This window comes from Comamonas granuli NBRC 101663 (assembly GCF_000739995.1).
GTDB lineage: Bacteria > Pseudomonadota > Gammaproteobacteria > Burkholderiales > Burkholderiaceae_C > Simplicispira > Simplicispira granuli.
In genome coordinates this window covers 13,619-35,893 of sequence record NZ_BBJX01000015.1, presented here as the reverse complement: position 1 = coordinate 35,893, position 22,275 = coordinate 13,619, and the positions used below count along the sequence as shown (strand labels likewise).

Below are 22,275 nucleotides of genomic sequence, written 5' to 3'. Positions count from 1 at the left end.
CCGCTGCACCCGCCAAGAAGGCTGCAGCTCCCGCGAAGAAGGCCGCTGCACCTGCCAAGAAGGCCGCAGCTCCGGCGAAGAAGGCCGCTGCACCTGCCAAGAAGGCTGCAGCTCCGGCGAAGAAGGCCGCTGCACCCGCCAAGAAGGCTGCAGCTCCCGCGAAGAAGGCCGCTGCACCTGCCAAGAAGGCTGCAGCTCCCGCGAAGAAGGCCGCTGCACCCGCCAAGAAGGCGGCAGCCCCGGCAAAGAAGGCCGCTCCTGCGAAGAAGCCTGCGGCTGAAAAGCCTGCTGCGCCCGCCGCACAAACCACCCTCAATCCCCAGGCTGCCTGGCCCTTCCCCACGGGTCCCAAGCCCTGAGCCCCGGCGGTTCATCCGCCCTGGCAGGCCCACCCGGTGCCGCGCACCGGGTTTTTTTGCGCCTGCGGCCTCAGGCTCCCAGCAATGCGGGGTCGAAGTCCAGCACGTAGTTCTGCGGGCCGCGTGCGGCGATCTTGAGCGCACCGAGCCGGTTGCCCAGCTCGGCGCAACGCACCAGCGGCCACCCGCGCTCCAGGCCGAACAGCAGCGCACCCCGCCAGGCGTCGTCGCACCCCGTCGGGTCCACGATGGCCGCCGGGGCGGTGGGCGGCACCAGGGTGCACTCGCCCTGCTCCCAGACTTCACAGCCCTGCCCGCCCAGGGTGACCACCAGCCCCCGCACCTTGCGTGAGAGCTGCGGCACATCCAGGCCCGTGCGCTCGCACAGCATCTTGCCCTCGTAATCGTTCACCGTCACCCAGGTCGCCTGCCCGACGAAGCGCAGCAATTCATCGCCGGAGAACATCGGCAACCCCTGGCCGGGATCGAAAACGAAAGGAATCCCGGCGGCGTGCAATTGCTCCGCGTGCTCGATCATGGCGTCACGCCCGTCGGGCGCGATGATGGCAATGCGCACATCCGCCGCGGCCCCGGCGGCGATGCGCTGTGTGTGCGCCTGCATCATGGCCCCGGGGTGGAAGGCTGTGATCTGGTTGTTGTCCCGGTCGGTCATGATCATGGCCTGGGCGGTGTAGGTGTCCTGCACCTGTCCCACGCCCCGCGTGCTGATGCCCAGGGACTGCAGGCGCTCCAGGTACTCGCCCCCGTCGCTGCCCAGCATGGCCATGGGCACGGGCTCACCCCCGAGCAGCTTGAGGCTGTAGGCGATATTGCCTGCGCAGCCCCCGAAATCGCGGCGCAGCGCAGGCACCAGGAAGGAGACATTGAGGATGTGCAATTGGTCGGGCAGGATTTGCTCGGCAAACCGCCCCGGAAATCCCATGATGGTGTCAAAGGCCAGCGAGCCGCAAATCAGTACCGCCATATCAATCTTTCAGTGCTTGTGGTTGTCAGGGATAGAAGGCCACCACCCGGTAGCCGGCAATGCGCGCCGGGACGGACTGGAGCTGCACGGTGCGCGCAGCCGCCCATTCGCCCCGGGCGGCGAGCTCGGACGGTGCCGCCCACTGCGCCGGCAATAGCACGCGCCGCAGCACGGGCTGGTCCATGGCGTCGGTCAGGGTCAATTCCACGGCCGGCATGGCCACGGTCATGCCCGAGCGGTTCTTCAGCACCAGTGAAAACCGGTACTCCTCACCCCGGAGCTTCTGGAATGAAGAGCTCTCCACCTCCACGGCCGTGATGTCACGATAGGGCGCGACCTGGCACCCCAGGGGAGCGCACAGCGCCTGCAGGCCCGCGCGCAGGGGCGGATGGCGCGCCGCGAGGAAGTCGCGCTCCTGCACCGCGACCTGCAGTGCCAGCGCCGCCAGCAAAAGCAGCAGCACAGACCACAAGCCCGCGCGCACCCATGGCCGGCGCCAATAGGCCTGGCGGCGCGCCGCACGCAGAAAGGAGGGTTCGGCCGCGGCGGCGCCATCGGGTTCAGCCTGGGCAGCCTGCGCGCCATCCGCTGGCTCCCCGGCAGGCACAGCGCCAGCCGGCAGGGGCGATGGCGCGGCGGGCGGCATGCGGCGCTGGAGTGCAGGTTGCAGGGCCTCGTCTTCCTTGGGCACGAGCCGCAAGCCTGCCGCAGCCGCCCCTTCTTCCTCCAGGCTCCCGAGCGGCACTGCCGCAGCAGACGCCGCCTGAAGCGGCTCCTCCAGCGAGTCTGGCGTTGCGTGCGCGGCCTGCGCATCGGACTCGGCGGCACAGGCCACCTCTGTCAGATCCTGTCCATCGTCCCCATCCAGCACCGGCGCGGGGAGTTCATAGCCGCCCTCGGTGTCCGGCGCGATGGCGGGCGCCGGCACGGCGGTAGCCTCAAGCGGCAGGGCTGCCACGGGCGCCTCCGGTGCAGGGGCTTCAGGCAGCGCCGTGACCGGCGCCAGCGCCTGGGGCAATTCGATGGGCGGCCATTCGATGTCCGCGCTGTGCTCTGCAGCGCCGGCAAAAGCGGGCCCCGCGGCAGCCTCCAGGGCCTGCGGCGGCGGTGTGCGGCTCCAGCCGTCGGCCAGCGGGGCATCCGGCTCTGCTACGAGAAACGCCGGCACCACGGGCTCAGGAACCTGCAGCACCGCTGGCGCAGGCTCTTCCACCTGAGGCAAGGGTTGCAGCGCAGGGGCCGGTGCCGACGGCTCCGGCGACCGGGCAGGCAGGGGCGGCTGGGGCCAGTGGCCTGGTGCCTGGACAGGCTCCGGAGCCGGTGCGGATGCCGCGGGCAGCGGCCTCTCGCCCCACTTCCGTGCAGGAGGTGCGGTGCGGGATACCGGTGCGGGCGGCGCCCGCAGTTGATCGAGGGCCAGGTCGGGCAGCAGCGGCGCCTTGGGCAAGTCCTGCAAATGGCTGGACGCATCGAACACCTGCTGGCACTGGCCGCAGCGCACCCAGCCATCGGAGATGCGCAATTGGTCCGCGACGACCTTGAACAGGGTTCCACAGGACGGGCAGCGGGTCGTCTGGCTCATGGGCTGTGGATTGTAGGCGGGGCGTGCCGCAGGCCGCGCAGCCGCGTCAGCGCTGCGCCGTCATGAGGATCCAGCCATCCTCCTGGTCGGCCACCGTGAGCTGCACCCACGGGGCATAGGCCTCCTGCAGCTCCTGCGCCTGGCGCTCCAGAATGCCCGCCAGCACGAGGTGTCCGCCGGCTGCCACATGGCCGCACAGCAAAGGCGCGAGCACGCGCAGGGGCGTGGCCAGGATGTTGGCCAGCACCGTCTGGTAGGGGCCCTGGGCCAAGTCGGGCAGGCCGGTGCGCAGCACCACGCCGTTGGCCTGGGCGTTGAGTGCGGCCGACTCGACCGCCGCTGGGTCGATGTCCACCGCGTCGATGTCGGTGGCGCCGAACTTGGCGGCGCCAATGGCCAGGATGCCCGAGCCGCAGCCGTAGTCGAGCACACGGCCCAGCGCCGCGCCGCCGCCCCGGCGCACAATCCAGCGCAGGCACATGCGCGTGGTGGGGTGGGTGCCCGTGCCGAACGCCAGGCCCGGATCGAGCCGGATGACCTGGCGCGCCTGTGCCGGCGGCTCATGCCAGGTGGGCACGATCCAGAACTCCGGTGTGATCTCCACGGGAGCGAATTGCGACTGCGTCAGGCGCACCCAGTCCTGCTCCTGCAGCGGCGCCAGCGCGACGACGGCGCAGCCGGCAAAAAAATCCTGCACGGTCAGAAGCTGCTGCGCCTGCTGCGCCGCTGCCTCGGTGGCAAACAGCGCCAGCACCTTGCTGCGTTCCCAGCCGGGCTGGGGCGGCGGCATGCCGGGCTCGCCGAACAAGGCCTGCTCGGCGTCGGTCTGGGCATCGGCGTCCTCGACGGATACGCTGAGCGCATCCAGCGCCTCCAGCGCTTCGGACACCAGCTCCACCCGGTCTTGCGGGCACAACAGGCTCAGTTCATACATGGCTTCGTGCCTCTCGAAGAACGCAGACAAAAAAAAGGGCGCCTGCTGCGGGCGCCCCTCCGGGAGCCTCAGCGCTGGCGCTGCGACAGCCACTCTTCCAGGTAGTGGATATTGGTGCCGCCTTCGACGAATTTTGCGTCCACCATCAGTTCGCGGTGCAGGGGCACGTTGGTGTTGATGCCCTCGATCACCGTCTCCGACAGCGCCGTGCGCATGCGCGCCAGCGCCTGCTCGCGCGTGTCGCCGTGCACGATGATCTTGCCGATCATCGAGTCGTAGTTCGGCGGCACGAAGTAGTTGGTGTACACATGCGAGTCCACGCGCACGCCCGGGCCGCCCGGCGCGTGCCACTTGGTGATGCGCCCCGGCGAGGGGATGAACTTGTAGGGGTCCTCGGCATTGATGCGGCACTCGATGGCGTGACCGCGGATCTGGATCTGGCGCTGGGTGAACGGCAGCTTCTCGCCCGCCGCCACCATGATCTGCGTGCGCACGATATCCACCCCGGTGATCCACTCCGTGACCGGGTGCTCCACCTGCACGCGCGTGTTCATCTCGATGAAGTAGAACTCGCCGTTTTCGTAGAGGAACTCGAACGTGCCCGCGCCGCGGTAGCCGATCTTCTTGCAGGCCGCCACGCAGCGGTCGCCGATGCGGTCGATCAGCTTGCGCGGAATGCCGGGGGCCGGGGCCTCCTCGATCACCTTCTGGTGGCGTCGCTGCATGGAGCAGTCGCGCTCGCCGAGGTAGACGGCGTTGCGGTACTTGTCGGCCAGCACCTGGATTTCGATGTGGCGCGGGTTCTGGAGGAACTTCTCCATGTACACGGCCGGGTTGCCGAAGGCGGCCTGTGCCTCGGCCTTGGTCATCTGCACGGCATTGACCAGCGCGGCCTCGGTGTGCACCACGCGCATGCCGCGCCCGCCGCCGCCGCCCGCCGCCTTGATGATGACGGGATAGCCAATGGTGCGGGCAATGCGCCGGATCTGCACGGGATCGTCGGGCAGCTCGCCTTCCGAGCCGGGCACGCAGGGAACGCCCGCCTTGATCATGGCCTGCTTGGCCGAGACCTTGTCGCCCATGATGCGGATGGACTCGGGCGTGGGCCCGATGAACTGGAAGCCGCTGCGCTCCACGCGCTCGGCAAAATCGGCGTTCTCCGACAGGAAGCCGTAGCCGGGGTGAATGGCCTCGGCGTCCGTGACCTCGGCCGCCGAGATGATGGCGGGCATGTTGAGGTAGGACAGCGGCGAGGGCGCCGGGCCGATGCACACGGCCTCCTCGGCGAGCTTGACGTATTTGGCGTCGCGGTCGGCCTCGGAATAGACCATCACGGCCTTCACGCCCAGCTCGTGGCAGGCGCGCTGGATGCGCAGGGCGATTTCACCCCGGTTCGCAACGAGTATTTTCTTAAACATAGGCAGTCTCGCGGCTCAAGGGCCCCAGCGGCCCGGAGTATCTGGAGGTCACTCGATCACGAACAGGGGCTGGCCATACTCGACCGCCTGGCCGTTCTCGCCCAGGATGCGCGTGATGGTGCCTGTCTTGTCGGCCTCGATCTCGTTGAGGATCTTCATGGCCTCGATAATGCACACCGTCTCGCCTTCCTTGACTTGGCTGCCGACCTCGACAAAAGGCTTGGCGCCGGGGCTGGAGGCACGGTAGAACGTACCGACCATGGGCGACTTGACGATATGGCCCTGGACCTCCGGGGCGGCGGGGGCCGGCGCGGGCAGTCCGGCGACGGGCGCCGCAGCAGCGGCCGGCTGCGCGGGCGCGGCGGCCGGCGCCACGGCCGCGGGGACGATTTGTTGCACCACGGTGGGGCCGCTCTTGACGATACGAACCTTGCCCTCGGCCTCGGTGATCTCCAGCTCGGAGACATTCGACTCGGAGACCAGGTCGATCAGGGTCTTGAGTTTTCGCAAATCCATGGGAGCTCTCTCAGCAAAACGGAATAGGGCGCGAATGTACTCCAATTTGCCCTATCTTTGCCCTTCGATCGACTTTTTTATTCAATAGCCCGCATCTACAAGGCACGACTGCCCGCGCTTACACCATGGCAGCCCAGGTGCGCAGGTCTTCCGCTGTGGCCTGGCCCATTTTACGCTGCAGGATGCGACCATCGGCGGCGAACAATACGGTGAACGGCAGCCCCCCCTGCAGATTGCCCAGGGACCGCACCAGCTCGATGCCACCCTGCCCGGCCATGGCCACGGGGAAATCCAGCGGCATACGCTCCAGGAATGTTTTGACAGAAGCAAGCTGATCGACCGCAATACCCAGTACTTGCCAATTCTTTCCCGTGTTTTCACGGTAGAACGTATTGAGCAGGGGCAGCTCGGCGATGCACGGCGGGCACCAGGTGGCCCAGAAGTTCAGCAGCAAGGGTTTGCCGCGCAGCGAGTCCATGGCCAGCTGGCCGCCGGACGGCGTCTCGAAGCTGCGCTCCCACAGCGCGCGGGCGGCGTCCTGCTGGGCGGCGCTCGGCTGCATGCGCCACCAGGACCACGCGCCCCCGGCCGCCGCTGCCGCCAGCGCCACCCCGGCGTACCAGCCCCACTGCCGGCGCGAGAGCCCGCCGCCGGCGGCGCCCGTGCGGGCCATGTCGTCCTGGGCGGGGTCTTCAATCCCCAGGGGCTGGTGTGGGTTCACGTGTCGTTCTCCAATAAATGGCGCAGCGCTGCCAGGTCGCCCCGGGGCACCCGGCCACGCCGGTCCGGGCGCAGCGCGCCGCGCAGGTCATCAAGGTCATAGATCAGCAGATGCACACCCACCACCACGCCCAGCGCCCGGCTCGGGCAGGCGATGCTGAGCACGTCCACCGGCGCCCCTTGCAGGCCGGGCGCAGAACCCGGCTCATAGGATACGCCCTGGTTGATGAGCGCGATCTCGGCCGACTTGGGGTCGTCGCAGAACAACTGCAGGTAGATGTCCGAATGCCGGGTGGCCGTGCCATGCCAGACCGCGCCCGCCACATGCGGGCGAAACGGCGCCAGGCGCTGCATCCACTCCACCGCCAGGCCGCGCAGGGTGCGCAGTTCGTCCGGCTGCGTGTCGGCGCAGTACAGCGCAATGTGCTCGCGCACGGCGTCCTCCAGCACATCGTTGTCGGGCAGGGGCGTGCGTGCGGGCAGGCCCAGCAGCTTGAGCGCGCGGCGCTTGGCGGGGCCGTATTCCAGCCCCTCCTCGGCCACCAGGCGGGCAGCGGCCTGGGCGATCTCGGCGTGGATGGGTGCAGATGTCATGGCGCGGCTTTCACCCGCCATTGTGACCGCAACGCTGCCGCGCCAGGCCTATGCCCTTACGCCAGACCGCCCTGCCGCCACTGGAAATATGCTATTATTTTTATAGCTTCTGGCGCTTGCCCAACGGGCTGCAACCATTGTTTTGGCACTGAGACTTATCCCATGCACATCCATATCCTGGGCATTTGCGGCACTTTCATGGGCGGGCTGGCCGCACTCGCGCGCGCAGCGGGCCACCGGGTCACGGGCTGCGACGCGGGCGTCTACCCGCCCATGAGCGAGCAGTTGCGCGCCCTGGGCATCGAACTGATCGACGGCTACGGCGCCGACCAGCTCGCGCTGCAGCCCGACATGTTCGTGGTCGGCAACGTGGTGAGCCGCGCACGCCTGGCAGACGGCAGCCCGAAGTTCCCGCTGATGGAGGCCATTCTGGACAGCGGCGCCCGCTATACCAGCGGCCCGCAGTGGCTGGCCGAGCATGTACTGCAGGGCCGCCACGTGCTGGCCGTGGCCGGCACCCACGGCAAGACGACCACCACGTCCATGCTGGCCTGGATTCTGGAATGCGCGGGCCAGGAGCCCGGGTTTCTGGTGGGCGGGGTGCCGCTGAATTTCGGCGTGTCCGCGCGCCTGGGGGCTGCGCGCCGCCCGCACGCCGGCCCGGGGCCCGTGGGCCAGGCACCGCTGTTCGTCATCGAGGCCGACGAGTACGACACGGCCTTTTTCGACAAGCGCAGCAAGTTCGTGCACTACCGGCCGCGCACGGCCGTGCTGAACAACCTGGAGTTCGATCACGCCGACATCTTCGACGACCTGGCGGCAATCGAGCGCCAGTTCCATCACCTGGTGCGTACCGTGCCCCCCACGGGCTGCATCGTGGCCAATGGCCTGGAGGAAAGCCTCACGCGCGTGCTGCACCTGGGCTGCTGGAGCCCGGTACAGACCTTCGGCGCGGCGCTGAGCGACTTCACGGCAGCGGGCGAACCCCAGGCCTTCGATGTGCTGCAGCAGGGGCGGCCTGTGGGGCGTGTGCAATGGGCACTGGGCGGCGTGCACAACCAGCTCAATGCTCTGGCCGCCATCGCCGCAGCGCACCATGTGGGCGTGGCGCCCGCGCAGGCGGCGCAGGCGCTGGGGCAATTCCAGAACGTGCGCCGCCGCATGGAGCTGCGCGGCGCGGTGCGCGGCATCACGGTGTACGACGACTTTGCCCACCACCCCACGGCCATGCGCACCACGCTCGACGGGCTGCGCCGCAGCGTGGGCGCGGCGGGGCGCATCCTGGCCGTGTTCGAGCCGCGCAGCAACACCATGAAGCTGGGCACCATGAAGGCCCAGCTCCCCTGGGCCCTGGAGAGCGCCGACCTGGCTTTCTGCCACACGGCCGGGCTGGACTGGGACGCCGCCGCGGCCCTGGCGCCGCTGCAGGCGCGCGCGCAGACGGCGGCGAACATCGACGACCTGGTCGCCCAGGTGGTGCGCGCCGCGCAGCCGGGTGACCACATCGTCTGCATGAGCAATGGGGCCTTTGGCGGCGTGCACGCACGCCTGCTCGCCGCGCTGGCGCAGGGCTGAAAGCTACTAAATCAGTAGCTGCCCACGCCCTGCTGGCGTGCGCTGGAGGGCGCTGGAGGGCTATTCCATCAGTAATTGATGGTCATGCCCGCCAGGTCGATGCGCACCACGGGGCGCGAGAGCGCAGCGCTCGCGGCGCGCGCAAACTGGCCCAGCCACGCGCGATCGCCCAGCAGGGACGCTCCGGCCGCCCGTGCCACGACCAGCACCTTGTCGGCCAGCAGCACCTTGCCGCTGGCACGCAGGGGTTCGCACTCCATGCGCGTGAATTCGCCATCGAGCCAGAGGCGCGCCTGTTCGTGCGCCATGGGTTCGACGCCGTCGAGTTCAAAACGAAATTCCTGGTCTTTGTCCAGGCAAACCGTCACCACGCTGTGCATGAAAGGCCTTTCGGTGATTGATGAATTCAAGGAATCCCGAGCTTACACCCTGGCAGCGGTGCGGCGCGCCTGCACGGCCGCCGACAGCTCGGCCAGGGCCTGCACGGAATCGTCCCAGCCCAGGCAGGCGTCGGTGATGCTCTTGCCGTATTCCAGGGCGCCGGGCGCATCCTTGCCCGGGGTGAACTTCTGCGCCCCGGCGACGAGGTGGCTTTCGAGCATCAGGCCGAACACGCTGTGCGAGCCGCCGGCGATCTGGCCCGCAATGTCGCGCACCACGTCGCGCTGCTTCTCGTGCTGCTTGCTGCTGTTGGCGTGGCTGCAGTCGACCATCAGCGTGGGGCGCAGCTTGGCGGCCTCCAGGTCCTTGCAGGCCACGGCGACGCTGGCGGCGTCGTAGTTCGGCGCCTTGCCGCCGCGCAGGATGACGTGGCAGTCCTTGTTGCCCTTGGTGTCCACGATGGCCACCTGCCCGTTCTTGTGCACCGACAGGAAGTGGTGCCCGCGGCTGGCCGACTGGATGGCGTCGGTGGCGATGCGGATGTTGCCGTCCGTGCCGTTCTTGAAGCCGATGGGCGCCGACAGGCCCGAGGCGAGCTCGCGGTGCACCTGGCTTTCGGTGGTGCGCGCGCCGATGGCGCCCCAGGAGATGAGATCGCCGATGTACTGGGGCGAGATCACGTCGAGGAACTCGCTGCCCGCGGGCACGCCCAGGCGGTTAATCTCGATGAGCAACTGGCGGGCGATGCGCAGGCCCTCGTCGATGCGGTAGCTCTCGTCGAGATAGGGGTCGTTGATCAGACCCTTCCAGCCCACCGTGGTGCGCGGCTTCTCGAAGTACACGCGCATCACCACCTCCAGCGTGTCCTGGAATTTTTCACGCACCTCCTTGAGGCGGCGCGCATACTCCAGGGCCGCCGCCGGGTCATGGATGGAGCACGGACCGATCACCACCAGCAGGCGCTCGTCCTTGCCGTGGATGATGTTGTGGATGGCCTTGCGCGTCTGTGCGATCAGTTGCTCCACCGCGGTGCCGCGTATCGGGAAGAACCGGATCAGGTGTTCGGGAGGGGGCAGCACGGTGATGTCCTTGATGCGTTCGTCGTCGGTCAGGCTGGTCTTCTCGACGCTTTGGTACCAGGACTCGCTGGTGCTCAGGGCTTTGGCAGTCATCGCAGGCTTTCTGTGCAAAGTGGGAAAAAAAGGACAAAAAAAACCGCCGGGCTCTAGAGCGACGGCGGTGGGGTGCTAAGGGTTCGGGGGCTTGCGCGCTTGCCTCTCATCCGCCAGGGACCGAGAACCAAAACCAAAAATAAAAGGCAAAGCGCGGATGCATGGGATTGAATGTAGCACAGTCACGCTGCAGTGCAATAAAACGCGCGCCGCAGTGTCTCAGGCGCGCAACCGCCGGTACCAGGCGGCCAGGCGCGCCCAGGGCGAGCGCGCGGGGGGCGGCGCCGACTCGGGCACGGCGCTGAGCATGCCGCCGCTGCCCTGCTCGTACATGTCGATGAGCAGCATGCCCTCGCCCAGGGTGCGCCAGGCAAGCAGCTCCAGGCGCTCGAACGCCCCCCCCTCGCGCGAACTGCGCTGCTCCAGCGCCTTGAGCCAGGCCTCGGCAGCGCGGCGCAGCTCCTGCAGCGCGCTCTGGTAGGCGCCGAACTCGTACAGCGCGTGCCAGGCCGAGCCCAGGCCGGTGAGAAAGCGCAGGTGCTCACGCACCACGCGCACCAGGATGCGCGCGTGCGCCGTCACCGCCCCGGCCTCCTGGCGCGCACGGCGCACTTTCACGGTTTCGTCGATCACCTGGGCGAGCGCGCCCACGCCCTCGCGCATCTCGCGCGAGTCCTCGTCGGCCACTCCCTCGCGCAGGAAGCGGCTGATGTCGCCAAACGTCTGCAGGCTGTGCAGGGACGCGGACAGGGGACGCGATTCGGGCATGCGGCGATTGTGCCGTCTTGCGCTTGCGCGCGCACGCAAGAGGCCGGCGAACGCGCTGCCGCCCTCAGGCCGTGCCCCCCACGGTCAAGCCGTCGATGCGCAGCGTGGGCTGGCCCACGCCCACGGGCACGCTCTGGCCTTCCTTGCCGCAGGTACCCACCCCCGAATCCAGGCGCATGTCGTTGCCGATCATGCGCACGCGCTTGAGCGACTCGGGGCCGCTGCCCACGATGGTGGCGCCCTTGACGGGGTAGAGCACCTTGCCGTTCTCCACCCAGTAGGCTTCGCTGGCCGAGAAGACGAACTTGCCCGAGGTGATGTCCACCTGGCCGCCGCCGAAATTGGTGGCGTACAGGCCCTTCTTGATGCTGGCGAGGATCTCCTGCGGGTCCTTGTCGCCGCCCAGCATGTAGGTATTGGTCATGCGCGGCATGGGCAGGTGGGCATAGCTCTCGCGCCGGCCGTTGCCCGTGGGCGCCACGCCCATGAGGCGGGCGTTGAGGCGGTCCTGCATATAGCCCTTGAGGATGCCGTCCTCGATGAGCACATTGCAGCCGCTGGCCTGGCCTTCGTCGTCCACGTTGAGCGAGCCGCGCCGGTCGGGCAGGGTGCCGTCGTCGAGCACAGTGACGCCGCGGGCCGCCACCTGCTGGCCGATGCGCCCGCTGAAGGCCGAGGAGCCCTTGCGGTTGAAGTCGCCCTCCAGCCCGTGGCCCACGGCCTCGTGCAGCAGGACGCCGGGCCAACCGGGGCCGAGCACCACCGTCATCTCCCCGGCCGGCGCGGGGCGCGCGTCCAGGTTGACCAGCGCCGTGCTCACCGCCTCGTCCACATAGCGGGCGATCTGCGCGTCGTCGAAATACGCCAGGCCGAAGCGCCCGCCCCCGCCCGCGGAGCCGACCTCGCGGCGCCCGCCCTGCTCGGCGATCACGGTGACCGACAGGCGCACCAGCGGGCGCACGTCCGCCGCCAGGGTGCCGTCGGCGCGCGCGACGAGCACCACGTCGTACTCGCTGGCCAGCCCCGCCATGACCTGCACCACGCGCGGGTCGCGCGCACGGGCCCGGCGCTCGACCTGTTCGAGCAGCGCCACCTTGGCCGTGCTGTCGAGCGAGGCGATGGGGTCCATCCCGGCATACAGGCTGCGGCTCTTGGCGACCTTGGCGTCGCGCACCGGCACCCGACCCGTGCGCCCCGCCGCGGCAATGGAGCGCACGGTGCGCGCGGCGTCCAGCAGCGAAGCCTCGGAAATATCGTCGGAATAGGCAAAGGCGGTTTTCTCGCCGCACACGGCGCGCACGCCCACGCCTTGGTCGATGGAGAACGAGCCGGTCTTGACGATGCCCTCCTCCAGGCTCCAGCCTTCGCTGCGCGTGGTCTGGAAGTAGAGATCGGCGTCGTCCACGCGGTGCGCACGGATCTCGGCCAGGGCGCGGCCCAGGTGGCCCTCGTCGAGACCGAAAGGCTCCAGCAGGCACTGGCGGGCGATGGCGATGCGGTCGAGCGTGGGCGCGCTGCGCGGCGCGCCAGAGGTGGGGCGGGAAGTCATGCGCCGGATTTTAGGCGCCGCCGCAGGCGGCTGCTTCAGGCGGCCACGGGCTTGCCCGGCATGCCCTGGCGCTGCGCGCGCGCAATCGACATGAGAATGCCCAGCGCCAGCCCCAGCGTGACCATGGCCGTGCCCCCGTAGCTGATGAAGGGCAGCGGCACGCCCACCACCGGCAGCATGCCGCTGACCATGCCCATGTTCACGAAGGCGTAGGTGAAGAAGATCATGGACACCGCGCCTGCCATGAGCCGCCCGAACAGCAGGCTCGAGCGCATGGCGATCGCCAGGCCGCGCCACACGAGCAGCAGGAAGCCGACGATCAGGTACAGGTTGCCGAGCAGACCGAATTCTTCGGAATAGGCGGCGAAGATGAAGTCTGTGGTGCGCTCGGGGATGAACTCCAGGTGCGTCTGCGTGCCCGCCATGAACCCCTTGCCGAACACGCCGCCCGAGCCGATGGCGATCATCCCCTGGATGATGTGAAAGCCCTTGCCCAGCGGATCGCGCGTAGGGTCGAGCAGCGTGCAGATGCGCTGCTGCTGGTAGTCGTGCAGGATGGGCCAGCGCACGCCGTCGGCGCACCAGGCGTCGCCCATGGCCACCAGCACCGCAATGCCCGCCAGCCCCAGCAGCACGGGCGGCAGCACCAGCCGCCAGGACAGCCCGGCGAAGAAGATGACCGACAGCCCGGCGGCCAGCACCAGCAGGGCCGTGCCCAGGTCGGGCTGCTTCATGATGAGGCCCACAGGCACGGCCAGCAGCAGCCCTGCGGCGGCAAAGTCCAGGGGGCGCAACTGCCCCTCGCGGCGCTGGAACCACCAGGCCAGCATCAGCGGCATGGCGATCTTGAGGATTTCGCTCGGCTGGATCACCACGCCCACGTTCACCCAGCGCTGCGCGCCCTTCTTGGTGATGCCGAACAGCGCCACCGCCACGAGCAGCACCACCCCGGCCGCGTACAGCGGCAGCGCCAGGGCCATGATCCGCTGCGGCGGCACCTGGGCCACCAGAAACAGCAGGCCCGCGGCGATGAGCATGTTGCGGCCATGGTCCACGAAGCGGGTGCCATGGTCGAAGCCTGCCGAATACATGGCCAGCAGGCCGGCCGCCGCCAGCCACAGCACGATGGCGATGAGCCAGCCATCGAAGCCGCGGAACAGGGGCAGGATGCGCTGCGCCAGCGAAGGCTTCTCGAAAGTCGTTCCCATGGCCGCCATTATCCGGCGCCCCGCGCCGGGGCCGGCCGCGGGGTGCTCAGGCGGCCTGGCGAAACGCCATCACGGCCTGGTTGCGCAGGGTGCGCAGCAGGCCCAGGGCCTTGTCGTCGACCACGATGGCGTCGGCCTGCGCATGGTCGGCGTAGATGAGCGCAAACGGCCGCCCCTTGATCTGCAGGGGCAGCAGCAGGAAGGTCGGCGCATCCAGGCGCTGGCGGTACCACGCGGGCAGGCGCTCCTGCATCTGCGGCCCCGTGGCGTCGCGGATCAGCGTGTCGGCGCCCTTGAGGCACACGGCGGAGAACAGGTCGCCGCTGGCCTTGAGCGGCACGGCCAGGGCGCGCACGGCGGCCTCGCTGTCCTCGCCCAGGCCGAAGCGGCCGGTCACCACGTCGGTGCGCGCATCGCGCAGGCAAAAGACGATGCGCCGCGCGCCCAGCGCCCGCAGCATGGTCTCCAGGATCATGCGCAGCACGTCGTTGAGCTTGAAGCCGTCGTCGACCATGGCATTGGTGATGTCCTGGATGCCCGAGGCGAGGATCTCGGCCGTCTGCGCCAGGCGCGGCATGCCCGGCTCCTGCCCGGGCGCCGGCGGGGCCGCGTCGGTGCTGAGCTCACAGGCAACCAGCATGTCCTGCGGCTGCGCCGGCGCGGGCAGTTGCAGCAGGCGCGCCGCGGCCGATCCGGGCGCCACCTGCAGGTCCAGCGCCTGGGCCATGGCGGCGAGCTGGCGCCGCGCGCGCAGCGTGGCTTCGGCAATGGCCTGGGGCGTGAGCGCCAGGGTGCGTGCGTACTGCGTGGCCAGCAGCTCCAGGCGCGCCGCCACGGCGCGCGCATCGGGCAGCAGCAGGCCGGCGGCGACCTCGTTGGCCGCCCGCGCGACCCAGCGCAAATGCTCCACGCCCTGGTGCGGCGGGCGCAGCGGCGGCGTGCCCTGGGGCGTGCGTATGCAGGCCTGCAGCGACTCGGGCAGGCCCCAGATGCGCGCCACCCCGGCGCCCAGGTCTTCCAGCCCCAGGCCCAGCGCCTGCAGCGCGGCGCTCTCCTCGGTGGCGCCCGCGGCCAGCGCCGCGCGGATCTGGGCCGCCTCCTCGGGGAAGTAGAAGGTGCACAGCATGCGCCCCAGGTTCTGGAACATCGCGCCGATGAAGGACTGCTCGGCCAGGGCCGCCCCCCCGAGTTCGGCGGCCACGCAGCCGGCCATCATGGCGCGCAGGAACTCCTCGCGCATCTGGCCCGCATGCTGCTGGTTCTGCATATGCTCCAGCAGCACCAGGGACAGGGCCATATTGCGCACGGCATTGAAGCCCACCAGGCTCACGGCGCGCGAGACCGTGCCCACGCCGTCGCGGCGCGCATGCGCGAACTGCACGCTGTTGACCAGGCGCAGCAGCTTCTGGGTGAGCGCCACGTCCTTCAGGATTTCGTTCGTCAGGTCGGCAATGCTGTCGTCCTCGGAGCTGGCCACGCGCTGGATGCGCGCCACCGAGTCCGACAGCGCGGGGAAGTCGCTCTTGTGGCGCATGCGCCGCAGCAGGAAGTCCAGCGTGGCATTGCCCGCCGCCGTGGACGCGCTCACCGGCGCGGCCCAGGCGCGCAGCGCGTCGCGGAAATCGCCCGCCGTGGCAAAACGCTCGGCCGGCGCGCGTGCCAGGGCGCGCAGCAGGATGGCGCGCAGCCCGTCGTCAACCCCGGGGCCCAAATCAGCGGGCAGCTCCAGTTCGCCGTTGGCGATGTGGTAGAGCGCCTGCCAGGTGTCGCCCTGGCGCACCAGCGGCCGGCCCGTGAGCAGTTCCACCAGCACCAGGGCGGCGGCGTAGATGTCCATGGAAGGCGCCGGCGCCGCGCCGCCGGCGGCCTCGGGGGCCATGTAGGCGGGCGTGCCGCTGGCCGAAGGCGCCATGGGCGCAGTGCCCGCCGCGGCGGCCAGCCCGAAGTCCATGACGCGCGCGTGGCGCTGGGCATCGACCATGACGTTGGAGGGCTTGAGGTCGCGGTGCACGATGCCTGCGGCATGCGCGGCCTGCAGGGCATCGAGCACATCGGCCACCAGGGCCACGGCGTCGTGCGGCGCGCAGCGCCCCTGCTGGGCCAGGTGCTCGGCCAGGGTGCGCCCGGGCACAAACTCGAAGACGATGTACGGCTGGCGGCCATGCACGTCGGCTTCGAACACCGGCACGATGCAGGGGTGGGCCAGGCGCCCCACGTGGCGCGCCTCGCGCAGCCACTGCTCCAGCACCGCCCCGTCCTGCCCCTGCACGGGCGGCAGCAGCTTGAGGGCCACCTGGCGCTGCAGGCGCGGGTCCAGCGCCAGCCAGACCGTGGCCTGCGCCCCCTGGCCCAGCACGCGCTGCAGCTCGAAGCGTCCGATGGTGCCGGGCTGGGCCGGGCTGCCGGTCATGAGGCGCCGGGCGGTGGAGAGCGGGGAGAAGTCGGCCATGGTGTGTGTGCGGGCATCGCCGGGCCGCCATGGCACGGCGATGCCCGCGTATCTTATGCTGGCGCGCCATGAAGACCACCCATTTGCTGTACCTGCACGGTTTCCGCTCCTCGCCCCAATCGGCCAAGGCACGGCGCATGCGCGACTTCCTCGCGCAGCGCCACCCGGGGGTGCGGTTCTGGTGCCCGCAACTGCCGCCCTCGCCGCAAGCGGCCATGGCGCTGGTGGCCCAGGGCATCGCGTCCTGGCCGCGCGCCGCCATGGCGGTGGTGGGCTCCTCGCTGGGCGGCTTTTATGCCACCTGGGTGGCGCACCAGGCCCGCTGCCCCAGCGTACTGCTCAACCCTGCCGTGCACCCCGCACGCGACCTGGAGCGCTACATCGGCGAGCAGACGGCCTGGCACCACCCCGAGGAGCGCTTTTTCTTCCGGCCCGAGTACGTGCAGGAACTGCGCGTGCTGGAGCTGCACGGCCAGGCCCCGGCCGGGCCGGAACTCGCCATCATCGCCCAGGGCGACGAGGTGCTGGACTGGCGCGAGATGGTGGCGCGCTACCCGGCCGCGCAGTTGCGGCTGCTCGAGGGCGGGGACCATGCGCTGAGCGATTTCGAGCCGCACCTGGAGCCCATTGCGCAGTTTCTGCGCCTGGCATGAGGCGCGCTCCAAACATGCAGGAATACTGCACCCGCCCGCAGCGGGCGGGGTGCCGCCGCGGTCACAGCGATTTCAGGTACTGGGCCAGGTCCGAGACATCCTGCACGCTCAGCCCCAAACCCAGCCGCTCGTTGTAGGTCTGCGCCACCTCGTCCAGCGTGGCGGCCGAGCCGTCATGGAAATAGGGCGCATGCTGCCACGCCCCCTTCAATGGCGTGGTGCGGTACTGGCGCGTGGCAGAGCGTGCGGCATAGCTGGGGCTCTCGGGCTCCGCCATGGAGTCGGCCGGCGGATGCAGCCGGGTGTTGGCGTCCGTGAAACTGCTGCCGCTGTGGCAGGTCGCGCATTTTCCGGCGCCCTCGAAAACGGCCCGCCCGCGCAGGGCGGCGGCCGGGTCAAAGCTGCCCGCGGGCGCCGCCGGCGCCTGGAGCGTGAGCTGGTACGCCTGCAGCGCCGGCAGCTTGGAACTCACGAGGTCCTCGCTGCCATGGGTGATGCTGAGGTTCAGGCGCGGCTCCGTGACCGTGCCCAGCCCGCCCATTTCGGCCACGGCGACATAGCGGTTCCAGTAGGCGATATCCTCGCCATCGCCGGTGAAGGTGATGCGGTGGATGCCCGCCAGACCATAGGCGGGCGGAATGACAACGGGCTTGCTCAGGCCATCGATGTTGTGGCGCGGGTCAAACTTGCCGGCCCCCCAGCGGTTGAACACGGCCTTCGCCGCCGCATCCACGGCCGGCGACAGGGCGATGATGGCCCCGGGGTTGAGGTCGCGGTTGGGCCAGCCATCCAGGCGCTTGCCTATGCCCTGGGCGAAGGAGTTGTCCACCGTCGAGTGGCACAGGGCGCAGGTGATGCCCACGCGAACGAGCTTGTCCACCCCATTGACCGTCTCCACCGCCCCCCGCACGCCGACCACCGCATTGAGCTTGAGCAACGCCACCGTGGTGGCGGGACTCTGGAGGTCCACGCTGCCGTCCTGGATGCCCGCCACCACAGCCGCAGGAAGCGCCTCGGCATCGACCTTGAGTCCGACGGACAGCGCGGTCACGGGATCGACCGCCGCCGCAATGACTTCGTGCAGCCTGAGCGTGTCGGTCCAATGCGCCTCGTTGCCGAACGTGTCGTAGCGGAAGATGTCCCGTCCCTGGGCCACCAGCGCCGCCTGGGCAGCATCCGGGCCATCGACGGCGGCCCCGCCGCCACAGGCGGCGACGGCCGCCGCGGCCAGTCCCATCGCTCCTGCAAGGCGCAATACCGGCCAGCGGCGCGCCCCTACCCCTGCATGTTTCATCGCTCCACTCCTCAATCGTCTATGGATTCCCGTGCGCCCACGGCGCGGCTAGGGAACGGGCTGGCACGCCGCGCCGGGACGCGCGGCCTCCTTGAGCCAGGCAATCAGGTCCGCCCGCTCGGCGGCATCCTTCACCCCCGAATAGCCCATGGTGGTTCCGGGCAGCGCTTGCATGGGATCCTTCAAGAAGACGTCGAGCGACTTCTCGTCCCACACCCAGCGGCTCTCCCGCATGGCCCTGGAATAGGCGGAATAGCCCGGTGCCGTGCCGGCCCGGCGACCGAACAGGCCGCAGTGCTGGGGGCCCGTGCGGTTGCCTTCGATCGCGTGGCAGGCAGCGCAGCGCGCATACACCTGCTCGCCGCGCGCCAGCGCTGCGGCGCCGGGCGCCGCGCTGGCGCCCGCAGCGAGCAGACCGCCCGACAACCCCAGAGCCATGGCCATCCGGCGCGGCGTCATGACATGAACGCCGATGGCACGGGCGCCTCGCCCAGGACCTGGCGCAGCACCGCCCAGTGCATGGCCTCATCGCCGAGGATGCTCGCGGCGACCTGCGCCAGCGCACGATCCGCGAACAGGGGCACGGCGCCCAGGTAGGCCGAGATGGCGCCGCGCTCCAGGCCTGCCGCGAAGCGCAGCACATCGGCCTCCACCTTGAGCTTGTCCACCGGAAACTGGTACTTCTCCCTGGCCGCCACGGGTGTGCCTCCCAGTTTTTGCACCGTGCTGGCAATGGCCGCCGCGTGCTCCTTGTGGTGGCCCTGGAATGCAACGGCCACGGGAAGCACCGCCTTGCTCAGCAGACCGCTGTCCGCGCCGACCTGGTAGGCGGCAACCGCCTCCAGCTCCGCACCCAGCGCAGTATTGAGAATGCGCACATCGGCCTCCAGTTGCTGGGCGCTCACCTTCGCCCCTGCGGCCAGCGCGTCGCGCCCGCCGAGCAGGGCCACGGCGCTGGCGGACAGCACGGCCGCCCCGGACACGGACATGGCGCGGCGGCGCGCGAGAAACAGGCTCTGCGCAGGGACTTCAATGGAAAGGTTCTTCATGGTTTTCTCCGTGGGTTGGTCAACGGTTGCGCCAGCGCAGGCAAGCGCCGGCAAATGCGAGGGGAGCCCGTGAGCAGGCTTGCCCCGACGGGGCGTGGCACGGCCCTGCGCGGGCGCACAGGGTCAATGCGGGGTCAGTGCCGCACGATGCATCCGCGCCTGTGCAGCTCGGCCAGGACATAGCCCACGACCTGGTTGCAACGCTCGCCGGCAAAGGCAAACACCTCCCCGGCGTGCGCCTCGATCTGCGCGCCGAGCGCATCGCGCAGCAGGGCACGCGCGCGCAGATAGCGTGTCTTGACGACGGCGTCGCTCACCTGCAGGCAGTACGCGGCCTGCTCCACGCTCATTTCCTCCACCGCCCGCAGGATGAAGACGCTGCGGTAGATCGGCGCAAGCCCCGCGATCGCGGACTGCAGCAGCGCACGCAGTTCGGCGCGGGCCTGCAGCGATTCGGGAGATTCCTCTTGGGGGGTGCTCAGGGACATCATGTGCTCCGGCGAAGGTTCACGGTCCAGATCCTGGACCTCGAGCGGCACCGACCGGCCGCGCTTGCGCAACATGTCCAGCGCGGTATTGATGGCGATGCGCACCATCCACGTGCCCAGCGCAGCGCCACCCTGGAAATCCTGCAACCGGGTGAAGGCACGCAAATAGGTTTCCTGCACCACGTCCTGGGCATCGGCGTCGTCCGCGACCACGCCGCGCGCGGCGCGGAACAGCATCCGGTTGTGGCACCGCATGATGGTCTCGAAGGCGCTCTGCTCTCCGCGCAGGGCGCGCGCCACCAGTTCTGCATCGGAGTGCGCGGCGCCGGCAGAGCGCTCCGCACGGTCTGTGGACAAGGACGGCATGATGGTTTCCGTTGGTTTTTTCGGATAGGTGCCCATTGGACGCTGGCACCGCCCAAAAGGTGACAAACGCGGCCGGTGCCGGCCCAGCGCCCCACGCAATCCCTGGCGGCGCGTGGGACAATCGCGCCCATGTATGCATTGTTTGAAGAGACCGGCAAGTTCCTGACCGGACGCATCCTCTCCGAGGCGGAAAGCTCGGCCCAGATCGAGCTCGACTCGGGCAAGCGGGTCAAGGCCAAGACCGCCCATATCCTGCTGCGGTTTGAGAAGCCCGCGCCGGCGGAGCTCCTGGCCCAGGCCCAGGCGGTGGCCGCGAGCATCGAACTCGACCTCGCCTGGGAATTCGCCCCCGAGGACGAATTCGGCTTTGCCGACCTGGCGCGCGACTATTTCTCCGACCAGGCGACGCTGGCCCAGCAGGCCGGCGCGCTGTTCGCGCTCTACGAGGCGCCGCACTACTTCCGCCGCGCCGGCAAGGGGCGCTTCAAGAAAGCGCCGGCCGAGATCCTGCAGCAGGCGCTGGCCGCCATCGAGAAGAAAAAGGCGCAGCAGCAGCAGATCGCCGACTGGGCCGCGCAACTGGGCCGCGGCGAGTGCCCGCCGCCCATCCGCGAGCAGCTCTACAAGATCCTGTTCCGCCCCGACAAGAACGCCCCGGAATACAAGGCGGTGGTCGAGGCCAGCCGCGCCACGCACACCGCGCCGCTGGCGCTGCTGCAGCAGGCCGGCGCCATCGACTCGAGCTACCAGTTCCACTGGAAGCGCTTCCTGTTCGACCATTTCCCCAAGGGCACGGGCTTCCCGGCCCTCACGGCGCCCCCGCCCCCGGACGACCTGCCGCTGGCCCCCGTGCAGGCCTATTCCATCGACGACTCGCAGACCACCGAGATCGACGACGCGCTCTCCGTGCAGGGCCTGGGCACGGGCACCGTGGTACTGGGCATCCACATCGCCGCGCCGGGCCTGGCGATCCAGCCCGGCAGCGAGCTCGACAAGCTGGGCCGCGCGCGCCTGTCCACCGTGTACATGCCGGGCTACAAGATCACCATGCTGCCCGACGCGGTGGTGCAGATCTACACGCTGGACGCGGGCCGCGCCAACCCGGCCGTGTCGCTGTACGCCACCATCGACGAGGCGACGCTGGAGATCACCGCCACCGAAACGCGCCTGGAGCGCGTGCCCGTGGCCGTGAACCTGCGCCACGACCAGATCGACCACATCGTCACCGAGGCCTGGCTGCAGGACGCGTCGATTCAGGTCGAAAACACGCCCCAGCCCTTGCTGGAACTGCGCGAGCAGCTATCGTTTCTGCATCGCCTGGCCATCAAACTCAAGGCCGGCCGCGAGCTGGTGCGCGGCAAGCCCGAGACCTTCAACCGCCCGGACTACACCTTCCGCCTCGTGGGCAACGAGGGCGCCGAACCCGATGGCAGCGAAACCGTGCACATCGGCACGCGCCAGCGCGGCGCGCCGCTGGACCTGATCGTGGCCGAGGCCGCCATCGTGGCCAACAGCACCTGGGGCAACCTGCTGGCCGAGCTGGGCGTGCCCGGCATCTACCGCAGCCAGGCCAGCCTGGCGCCGGGCGTGAAGGTGCGCATGGGCACCAAGGCCCTGCCGCATGCGGGCATTGGCGTCAAGAGCTACGCCTGGGCCACCTCGCCGCTGCGCCGCTATGTCGATCTGGTGAACCAGTGGCAGATCATCGCCTGCGCGCGCCATGGCCGCACGGCTGCGCTGGCCGCGCCCTTCAAGCCCAAGGACGCGGACCTGTTCGGCATCATCAGCAGCTTCGACACCGCCTACAGCGCCTACAACGGCTACCAGGCGGGCATGGAGCGCTTCTGGACGCTCAAGTACCTGGAGCAGAACGGCATCACCGAGCTCGACGCCACGGTGTTCAAGGAAGGCCCGGGCGGCAGCTTCCTGGTGCGCGCAGACACGCTGCCGCTGGTGCTGCCCGTGCTCGGTGCGCAGAACCTGCCGCGCGGCGCGCGCATCCGCGTGCGCCTGGGCGCCGTGGACGAGATCACGCTGGACGTGCATGGCACGCTGATCGCCCGCCTGGACGATCCGCTCGACCCGGGCGACGACGGCGCTGTGGACGAGGATGACGAGGAATCCGTGGCCAGCGGCCCAATTGCCATTGCCGTGGACGTCAACGAAGCCGACGCGCCGGCAAGCGATAATCCCGCCCCGTGAACCCCGCCGCCAC

20 protein-coding genes and 1 pseudogene are annotated in these 22,275 nt (G+C 69.5%); 4 read left to right on the top strand and 17 right to left on the bottom strand.

Annotation, left to right across the window (positions count from 1 at the left end):
- Positions 1-359: pseudogene (locus tag CGR01S_RS16970) on the top strand (hypothetical protein); the annotation flags it as partial.
- 70 nt (positions 360-429) lie between these two features.
- Here CGR01S_RS16970 and CGR01S_RS14360 read toward each other — a convergent pair.
- The 7 genes from CGR01S_RS14360 to CGR01S_RS14330 all read right to left on the bottom strand — a co-directional run bounded on the left by CGR01S_RS14360 (position 430) and on the right by CGR01S_RS14330 (position 7,108).
- A complete protein-coding gene (locus CGR01S_RS14360; RefSeq protein WP_042428683.1) occupies positions 430-1,344 on the bottom strand; it encodes a carbohydrate kinase family protein in 915 nt (304 codons plus the stop codon).
- Between the two features lie 25 nt (positions 1,345-1,369).
- Positions 1,370-2,926, bottom strand: coding sequence for a zinc-ribbon and DUF3426 domain-containing protein (locus CGR01S_RS14355; RefSeq protein ID WP_042428680.1), 1,557 nt, complete (start codon positions 2,924-2,926; stop codon positions 1,370-1,372).
- Between the two features lie 46 nt (positions 2,927-2,972).
- The gene (gene prmA / locus CGR01S_RS14350) at positions 2,973-3,860 is read right to left on the bottom strand and encodes a 50S ribosomal protein L11 methyltransferase (protein WP_042428676.1); all 888 of its coding nucleotides are present in this window, start codon (positions 3,858-3,860) and stop codon (positions 2,973-2,975) included.
- Positions 3,861-3,928: 68 nt separating this feature from the next.
- A complete protein-coding gene (accC, locus tag CGR01S_RS14345; protein ID WP_042428673.1) occupies positions 3,929-5,278 on the bottom strand; it encodes an acetyl-CoA carboxylase biotin carboxylase subunit in 1,350 nt (449 codons plus the stop codon).
- A gap of 48 nt (positions 5,279-5,326) precedes the next feature.
- Positions 5,327-5,794 (bottom strand): acetyl-CoA carboxylase biotin carboxyl carrier protein, encoded by a 468-nt coding sequence (gene accB, locus CGR01S_RS14340; RefSeq protein WP_042428670.1) that lies wholly within the window; start codon positions 5,792-5,794, stop codon positions 5,327-5,329.
- A gap of 118 nt (positions 5,795-5,912) precedes the next feature.
- Entirely contained in the window at positions 5,913-6,515 is a 603-nt protein-coding gene (locus tag CGR01S_RS14335) for a TlpA family protein disulfide reductase (RefSeq protein ID WP_245616814.1), read from the bottom strand.
- Entirely contained in the window at positions 6,512-7,108 is a 597-nt protein-coding gene (locus CGR01S_RS14330; RefSeq protein ID WP_042428668.1) for a hypothetical protein, read from the bottom strand. Before CGR01S_RS14330 ends, CGR01S_RS14335 begins: the two co-directional genes overlap by 4 nt.
- A gap of 162 nt (positions 7,109-7,270) precedes the next feature.
- Here CGR01S_RS14330 and mpl point away from each other — a divergent pair, with 162 nt between their 5' ends.
- Positions 7,271-8,683 (top strand): UDP-N-acetylmuramate:L-alanyl-gamma-D-glutamyl-meso-diaminopimelate ligase, encoded by a 1,413-nt coding sequence (gene mpl / locus CGR01S_RS14325; protein ID WP_042428665.1) that lies wholly within the window; start codon positions 7,271-7,273, stop codon positions 8,681-8,683.
- A 68-nt stretch (positions 8,684-8,751) separates the two neighbouring features.
- Here the strand turns inward: mpl and CGR01S_RS14320 are convergent, their stop codons facing one another.
- The 6 genes from CGR01S_RS14320 to CGR01S_RS14295 form a co-directional block, all read right to left on the bottom strand.
- Positions 8,752-9,063 carry a hypothetical protein gene (locus CGR01S_RS14320; RefSeq protein WP_042428663.1) on the bottom strand — a complete coding sequence of 104 codons (312 nt, stop codon included), beginning with the start codon at positions 9,061-9,063 and terminating at the stop codon, positions 8,752-8,754.
- Positions 9,064-9,105: 42 nt separating this feature from the next.
- Positions 9,106-10,236, bottom strand: coding sequence for a 3-deoxy-7-phosphoheptulonate synthase (locus tag CGR01S_RS14315; RefSeq protein ID WP_042428661.1), 1,131 nt, complete (start codon positions 10,234-10,236; stop codon positions 9,106-9,108).
- A 219-nt stretch (positions 10,237-10,455) separates the two neighbouring features.
- Positions 10,456-11,004 (bottom strand): hypothetical protein, encoded by a 549-nt coding sequence (locus CGR01S_RS14310; RefSeq protein ID WP_042428658.1) that lies wholly within the window; start codon positions 11,002-11,004, stop codon positions 10,456-10,458.
- A 64-nt stretch (positions 11,005-11,068) separates the two neighbouring features.
- Positions 11,069-12,553, bottom strand: coding sequence for a metalloprotease TldD (gene tldD / locus CGR01S_RS14305; RefSeq protein WP_042428654.1), 1,485 nt, complete (start codon positions 12,551-12,553; stop codon positions 11,069-11,071).
- Positions 12,554-12,588: 35 nt separating this feature from the next.
- On the bottom strand, positions 12,589-13,761 hold the full coding sequence (gene rodA / locus CGR01S_RS14300) for a rod shape-determining protein RodA (RefSeq protein WP_042428649.1): 1,173 nt from the start codon (positions 13,759-13,761) through the stop codon (positions 12,589-12,591).
- A gap of 46 nt (positions 13,762-13,807) precedes the next feature.
- Positions 13,808-16,210 (bottom strand): serine/threonine protein kinase, encoded by a 2,403-nt coding sequence (locus CGR01S_RS14295; protein ID WP_052382576.1) that lies wholly within the window; start codon positions 16,208-16,210, stop codon positions 13,808-13,810.
- 68 nt (positions 16,211-16,278) lie between these two features.
- On the opposite strand from CGR01S_RS14295, the gene CGR01S_RS14290 reads away from it, so the two are divergent.
- Entirely contained in the window at positions 16,279-16,863 is a 585-nt protein-coding gene (locus CGR01S_RS14290) for a YqiA/YcfP family alpha/beta fold hydrolase (RefSeq protein ID WP_042428647.1), read from the top strand.
- Between the two features lie 61 nt (positions 16,864-16,924).
- Here CGR01S_RS14290 and CGR01S_RS14285 read toward each other — a convergent pair whose 3' ends face one another.
- The 4 genes from CGR01S_RS14285 to CGR01S_RS14270 form a co-directional block, all read right to left on the bottom strand.
- Positions 16,925-18,157, bottom strand: coding sequence for a c-type cytochrome (locus CGR01S_RS14285; RefSeq protein ID WP_042428646.1), 1,233 nt, complete (start codon positions 18,155-18,157; stop codon positions 16,925-16,927).
- Positions 18,158-18,205: 48 nt separating this feature from the next.
- Positions 18,206-18,601, bottom strand: coding sequence for a c-type cytochrome (locus tag CGR01S_RS14280; protein ID WP_439644751.1), 396 nt, complete (start codon positions 18,599-18,601; stop codon positions 18,206-18,208).
- Between the two features lie 11 nt (positions 18,602-18,612).
- A complete protein-coding gene (locus tag CGR01S_RS14275; protein WP_042428643.1) occupies positions 18,613-19,206 on the bottom strand; it encodes a ferritin-like domain-containing protein in 594 nt (197 codons plus the stop codon).
- Positions 19,207-19,340: 134 nt separating this feature from the next.
- Positions 19,341-20,096, bottom strand: a complete 756-nt coding sequence (locus tag CGR01S_RS14270; protein WP_369345555.1) for an RNA polymerase sigma factor — start codon at positions 20,094-20,096, stop codon at positions 19,341-19,343.
- A 93-nt stretch (positions 20,097-20,189) separates the two neighbouring features.
- Between CGR01S_RS14270 and CGR01S_RS14265 the strand changes: the two genes are divergently transcribed.
- Positions 20,190-22,262 (top strand): ribonuclease catalytic domain-containing protein, encoded by a 2,073-nt coding sequence (locus CGR01S_RS14265; protein ID WP_042428642.1) that lies wholly within the window; start codon positions 20,190-20,192, stop codon positions 22,260-22,262.
- Positions 22,263-22,275: the final 13 nt, after the last annotated feature.